Origin of the sequence: Desulfosarcina sp. (assembly GCF_041551955.1) — a bacterium.
Taxonomy (GTDB): Bacteria; Desulfobacterota; Desulfobacteria; order Desulfobacterales; family Desulfosarcinaceae; genus Desulfosarcina.
Genome location: NZ_JBFELV010000310.1, coordinates 1 through 5932, shown reverse-complemented (window position 1 = coordinate 5932; position 5932 = coordinate 1). Strand labels below are relative to the sequence as shown.

Below are 5932 nucleotides of genomic sequence, written 5' to 3'. Positions count from 1 at the left end.
GTGACCGGATCTGTCACACCCCTGCGATAAACTGTCGACCATGATCAACCGTGGGTGAGACGGTTGGTGTCCTTCCAATGGTCAAAGGGCATTACCATGAGACAGATCGCATATGGAATGGTGGACTGCTGCTGGATGATCATCATTGTTTTGCTGGGCGCCATGTTGACGCTAATTATTGGCACCTGACCGGATTCCGGTCAGTCGGCTTCAAGGGAAAATGGCGGGACAGCGCCTCTGTGTTTTTCAGAATGTGTCCTCGGCATTACAGTTGGTGAAACAGGCCGGTGAACACCGCCCACAATAAAACGGCGGCCGTGCCGGACATGCACAGACCTCCCATGATGCGGTGGCGCAGGTTCTCTTTTTTGCGGTCCTGATACCCCATGAGCAACCCCATCAGGATGCCGGCAGCCATGCCGCCGCCGTGGGCCCAGTTATTGATACCCGGTATTACCAGCCCGAAGAGGGCGATGCCCAGCGCCCAGCCAGCCACCTGGCGGTAGACGGCCTGGCCATAGATGCCGCCACGGCTTTTGCCATAGTAAAGCGACGCCCCGATGAGGCCGCAGACAGCAGCCGATGCACCGATGGTAAAACTGACGCCGGCCAGATAAGAGACCATAAAACCGCCTACACCGCTTGCCGTATAAATGACGATCATGCGATGGGTGCCATACTCAGCAATGACCAGGGGTGAAATCTGGCGAAGGGCCAGCATGTTGAAGGCGATGTGAAGAATCCCACCGTGAAGATAGGATGCCGACACCAAGGTCCACCAGCGATGGAAGCGGTCAATGGGGATAGCGCCGGTGGCGCCCAACATGAGCAGCCCCTGGCTGTCCGGAGAGAGAAAGTTCATCGGGTTTGCCGACAGGTTCAGCCCGCGGCCGCTGATCAGCAGGGAGAGCAGGTACATGGCGGCGTTGACGGCAATGATGGTGTTGATCAGCTGTTCAGTGCTGCTGAACCCCCCGGTTAGAAAGCTGTTTTTCCACCTGGACCCCGGCCTCGACAGGCCGCAATAAGGGCATTTATGCTCATCGGCGCTGACCAGCTTGCGGCAGCCGGGGCAGAGCAGGGCACCTTTTCGGGAGTCGTTCCCGTTCGCCATATACATCCTTTCCGTGCTTCGCGGTTAATCGGTTCAACGTTCACTGTTCAGAGGTTTTTTTCCTCGTCTCATGGCCCTATCAAACCTATGGGGAATGGAAAAAAGCGAAACGATTAACCCTGATGAACTCGTAAACAGGCGCATTTCCAACGGATTCGTAAAAAGCCCGAGATCAAGGCTTGTGAATCCTTAAGGAATGAGGCGTACTTAAGGTACGCCGCAGTGACGAAGGATGAAGCGTAACGCAGATATCGGACTTTTTACGACTCCGTCAACCCTGAACGGTGAACCCGGAACCTTTTCCTACCATTTCCACTGCACCGGATTGTCGTCGATCAGATCCGTGACCGGACGGCTGATGCGGTCCATTTCATCCAGTTCGGACTCGGTCAGGGTGACGTCTGCCGCTTGGGCGTTGTCCGCCGTCTGTCGGGCATTCCGGGCACCGGCGATGGCACATACGCCCGGCCTGGCAATCACCCAGGCCAGGGCCAGTTGGGCCATGGTGATGCCTTTTCTTTCGGCTATGGGGCGAAGGGCGCCCAGGGCCTGTTGCACATGCGGGTAGACATCCGGCTGGAATAGGCGGTTGCTGCTGCGGTGATCTCCACTTTCAAACTGATGGTCCGGACCAAATTTACCGGTGAGCAATCCCTGGGCCAGGGGCGAGTATGCCAGAATGGTCACCCGGTTTTCACGGCACCAGGCCAGGGTTTCGGTTTCCACATGACGCCAAAAAAGGGAATAAGGGGGCTGGAGGCTCTCGATCGGCCCGATTTCACATATGGCTTTGAGTTGATCGAGGGAGAAATTGGAAACGCCCATGGCGCGAATCTTTCCCTGGTCCTTGAGATCTGCCAGGGCCTGCATGGTTTCCTCCATGGGCACCGGCTTGGCACCGAAGGCGCCCGGGGGCCAGTGGATCTGGTAGAGGTCCAGGTAATCGGTTCCCAGGTTTTTCAAGGAGCGGTTGCAGGCAATGATCACCTGGTCGTATTTAAGATGGTTGGAAAACACCTTGGACAGAAGCACCACCTTATGCCGGTGGCTGCCGATGGCTTTCCCCAACACTTTTTCCGAGTGCCCGTTGCCGTATACTTCGGCCGTATCGAAGGTGGTTATACCTGCATCCATGGCTGCCCGGACGGCCTTCTCGCTTTGGGCGTCGTCGATGCCCGTCCACATGGATTTACCGGTCTGCCAGGTGCCCATGATGATCGGGGACAGGCGGATGTCCGTATTTCCCAGACTGCTTGATTCCATTTTCCCTCCCTTTGGGATCCCGTTGCTCGTTTGTCCAGCCGTTGGGCACAGCCGCGTCGATTTGCCGGCTTGACCAATTCCGTTTCGATATTTACAGTAGTGCCCGTTTTCGTCAATGGCAAGGAGAAGCGCTCAGAAGGGGTGGCACACGCTTGAAGGAACGACATCAAATCGCCGTCAGAACGCTGGTAGACGTCGTTCTTCGAGGCGGTGACCTGGATATGCGCTTTGCCCGATCCGGGCGGCCCCTCGAGGGGATTCGGGTGCATCAGAAAATCCAGCGACAGCGGCCCGAGGGGTATCGTTCGGAGGTGCCGGTTTCCATCGAAGTGGAATCGACAGACCTGATCTTGGTCGTTTCCGGTCGCATCGATGGGGTCATCGAATCCGATGGAGCGATCATCGTCGAAGAGATCAAATCCACCACCAACGATCTAAAAGCCGTTGAAAAGGCGCCGGATCCCTGCCATTGGGGTCAAGCCAAGGTTTATGCACACCTGCTGGCCAGTGCCCAGGACCTCGGGTCGGTAACCATCCGGCTGACGTACTGCCATCTGGATACCGGCGACACCTTGGAACTGACTCAGGTGTGGACCCGTGATGGTCTGGAAGCTTTTTTTCAGGAACTGATCGACCGCTATTTGAATTGGGCCACGACCCTCGCCCGGTGGCGTCATCTTCGCAATGCCGCCATTTTTTCTGCCGGCTTTCCGTTTACGTCTTATCGAACCGGACAACGCCACATGGCGGTCGCCGTTTATCGAACCATCCGGGATGGCGGCCAGGCCATCATCCAGGCGTCCACGGGCATCGGTAAAACCATGGCAGCGCTCTTCCCGGCGATCAAGACCGTCGCTGAGGGCCATATCGACCGGATTTTTTTTCTTACCGCCCGTAATACCGGCAAGGCTTCAGCCATCAGCGCCCTGAACATTCTGCAGGAGGCGGGATTTCGACTGAAGCGGGTTTCCCTGACGGCCAAGGACCAGATCTGCTTTTGCCCCGATGCCACCTGCAACCCGGAAGAATGCGCCTATGCCAAAGGTCATTTCGATCGGCTGTCGGAAGCGTTGGATGATGCTTTCTTACGGGACCATCTGGATCGCAGCGCCATCGAGGCCGTGGCCCACGCCCACCGCGTCTGCCCTTTTGAGCTCTCCCTGGAACTCTCCCGCTGGGCCGATTGCATCGTCTGCGATTATAACTACGCCTTCGATCCCCGCGTTTACCTGAAGCGTTTCTTCGATGAGGAAAACGGCGCCTATGCCTTTCTGGTAGACGAGGCCCACAATCTGGTTGACCGCTCCCGCGACATGTTTTCCGCCAAACTGAGCAAAAGCGATTTCCTCGAGCTCAGGCGGGCGGTGAAAAAGCACCTGCCGGCGGTCTATCGGGCGGCAGGAAAAATCAACACTTGGATGCTCGATGCCAGAAAAAAGATTCAGGAAAGCGGCGGCTTTCAATCCGAAACGCTGTTGCCCCGCGGACTGGAACCCTTGTTGCGTGCTTTCCTCCGGGTATCGGAGCAGTGGCTGGCCAAGAATCAGGCGACCCCCTTCCGGGAGATCGTCATGGAACGCTACTTCGAGACCAGTGGGTTTTTGCGGGTATGGGATCAGTTTGACGGCAGTTACGTGACCTGCAGGCAGGCGACCGGAAAAGACCTGCAGGTCAAACTTTTCTGCCTGGATCCTTCCAACCAGCTGAAATTGGCCCTGCGGCGTTCCCGATCGGTCATTTTTTTCTCAGCCACCATGACGCCGGCACCCTATTTTCGGGATATTTTGGGATGCGAACCCACCGCGGCCATGCTGGCTATCCCGTCCCCCTTTCCCCGAAAAAATCTGAAGGTGCTGATTGCCAGCGGCATATCGACCTATTATACGCAGCGGGAACGGAGCGTCCACCGACTTGTAAGCCTTGTCCGGCGCTTCATCCACCCCAAAAAAGGCAACTACCTGTGCTTTTTCCCTTCCTACGAATACATGATCATGGTGGTCGATCAATTTGAAGCACAGGAGGGAGATGTCCAGGTCCTGGTTCAGGTGCGCGAGATGGACGAAGCCGGACGTGCCCGGTTTCTCGATCGTTTTTCAATGCAGAACGATGGAACGCTGGTCGGATTTGCCGTAATGGGGGGGATTTTCGGCGAGGGCATCGACCTGGTGGGCGAGCGGCTCAGCGGCGCCGTCATTGTGGGTGTGGGGCTGCCTGCCATCTGCCCGGAAAGAGATCTGATTCGCGACTATTTCGACAGGCGGGGGGCGGGATTTGATTTTGCGTACCGTTTTCCGGGAATCAACCGGGTGCTGCAGGCGGCCGGTCGGGTGATTCGCACCGATCAGGATCGCGGCGCACTGCTGCTCGTGGACCAGCGTTTTGGCCGGGCCACTTACCAGGGGCTGCTGCCCGACCAGTGGGTCATGGCGGTAACCGAATCGGACCGGCAAATGGAAAACCAGCTGAAGCGATTCTGGTCATCCGGCAATTGACCCACCGCCCCTTCAAAGGGATTTCCTTCCCTGCAGCGTGCCAACCCGGGTAGATGTCGCCGGAAGAGCCTTCCAGCCGATCTATTTCAGTTTGGTCGGCGTTCCTTTTTTATTGGGGTCCGCCGCTGCCCCCAGACAATAGGTACGCCAGTCGCAATCGATAATGTCGCAGTCCGCATTGCCCATCCTGAAACAGTCCGTCATCCCCGCCGTTCGTTGCAGACTTCGGACCATGGCGATAATGTCTACTTGTCCGGCGGGGCAATCCTTTTTTTTGATGTCATCTTTTGCGGGTGGCTTGGAATCGGAATTGGAATGGTACGGCTTCTGGTTTTCTGGAACGGAAGATCGATGTTGATCCATCATCGTTTGCTCTTTTGATGTTGGTCAAAGTCAAGGGATGCAAAGACGGTAACGCTGATCCAAAAACGACAGCACGAGTGGTTTCGACGGGCCGGCATACGCCGGTGGATGCGGCCTACAGGTGGCCGGAAAAACAGAACAACCGCTGCGCATCACCCGGCCGCACGCGTTTTTTTTCGCTGACGCCGATGCAACCGGAACGGACAACGATCCGTGCATTGACGCAGGCGGAAGCCGCCGACAGATCCCGATTCTCTATATCGGGCAAGCAAGAATGCTAATAAGGGCTCATCATGGCCGCAGAAGGTGATTTGATATGGTAGCGGCTTTCCTCGGTGCAGTCAATGGCGCTGTAATAGATGCTTTTTGCGGTGATCAGATGAAATTCCTGAACGTCATGCAAAATTTTGCAGTCTTTCAGGCACTCATCCTTCGGGTCGTTTCTTCTTTCGCAGGTTTTGCATGGAGAGGATATCATCTTGTTCTCCTTTCGTCACGTGCGCCATACCGTCACTGGCCGTTAAAAGAACATGGTACCCGGTCAAGCTTGGACTTGTTGTCCATTGGTGAAAAACGTCGGCAGGATCGGTCGATTCTCCACCCCTTTTAGACAATCGACTTTTCTCTACTATGTTCATACTATCGGCAGAAAAAAAAAAGTATATAGGGGATTCGACTCATTTTTTTAGGTTTTTTTACT

The 5932-nt window shown here is 56.0% G+C and carries 6 protein-coding genes; 1 reads left to right on the top strand and 5 read right to left on the bottom strand.

What is annotated here, in order from left to right:
* Positions 1-265 precede the first annotated feature (265 nt).
* Both ABYV26_RS18735 and ABYV26_RS18730 read right to left on the bottom strand, forming a co-directional pair.
* Positions 266-1114 (bottom strand): rhomboid family intramembrane serine protease, encoded by an 849-nt coding sequence (locus ABYV26_RS18735; protein WP_372682881.1) that lies wholly within the window; start codon positions 1112-1114, stop codon positions 266-268.
* 303 nt (positions 1115-1417) lie between these two features.
* The gene (locus ABYV26_RS18730) at positions 1418-2377 is read right to left on the bottom strand and encodes an aldo/keto reductase (RefSeq protein WP_372682880.1); all 960 of its coding nucleotides are present in this window, start codon (positions 2375-2377) and stop codon (positions 1418-1420) included.
* Between the two features lie 152 nt (positions 2378-2529).
* Between ABYV26_RS18730 and ABYV26_RS18725 the strand changes: the two genes are divergently transcribed.
* Positions 2530-4869: a helicase C-terminal domain-containing protein gene (locus tag ABYV26_RS18725; RefSeq protein WP_372682879.1), complete on the top strand. Its 2340-nt coding sequence runs from the start codon at positions 2530-2532 to the stop codon at positions 4867-4869.
* An 81-nt stretch (positions 4870-4950) separates the two neighbouring features.
* Here ABYV26_RS18725 and ABYV26_RS18720 read toward each other — a convergent pair whose 3' ends face one another.
* The 3 genes from ABYV26_RS18720 to ABYV26_RS18710 form a co-directional block, all read right to left on the bottom strand.
* Complete coding sequence (locus ABYV26_RS18720; protein ID WP_372682878.1) at positions 4951-5235, bottom strand: hypothetical protein; 285 nt, start codon at positions 5233-5235, stop codon at positions 4951-4953.
* Between the two features lie 112 nt (positions 5236-5347).
* Positions 5348-5500: a hypothetical protein gene (locus ABYV26_RS18715; RefSeq protein WP_372682877.1), complete on the bottom strand. Its 153-nt coding sequence runs from the start codon at positions 5498-5500 to the stop codon at positions 5348-5350.
* Positions 5501-5509: 9 nt separating this feature from the next.
* Positions 5510-5710 carry a hypothetical protein gene (locus ABYV26_RS18710; protein ID WP_372682876.1) on the bottom strand — a complete coding sequence of 67 codons (201 nt, stop codon included), beginning with the start codon at positions 5708-5710 and terminating at the stop codon, positions 5510-5512.
* Positions 5711-5932: the final 222 nt, after the last annotated feature.

Excerpts from the sequence above, each read along its gene's own strand:
- ABYV26_RS18730 (WP_372682880.1), bottom strand. The coding sequence starts at position 2,377 with ATGGAATCAAGCAGTCTGGGAAATACGGACATCCGCCTGTCCCCGATC.
- ABYV26_RS18710 (WP_372682876.1), bottom strand. The coding sequence starts at position 5,710 with ATGATATCCTCTCCATGCAAAACCTGCGAAAGAAGAAACGACCCGAAG.
- ABYV26_RS18720 (WP_372682878.1), bottom strand. The coding sequence starts at position 5,235 with ATGATGGATCAACATCGATCTTCCGTTCCAGAAAACCAGAAGCCGTAC.
- ABYV26_RS18735 (WP_372682881.1), bottom strand. The coding sequence starts at position 1,114 with ATGGCGAACGGGAACGACTCCCGAAAAGGTGCCCTGCTCTGCCCCGGC.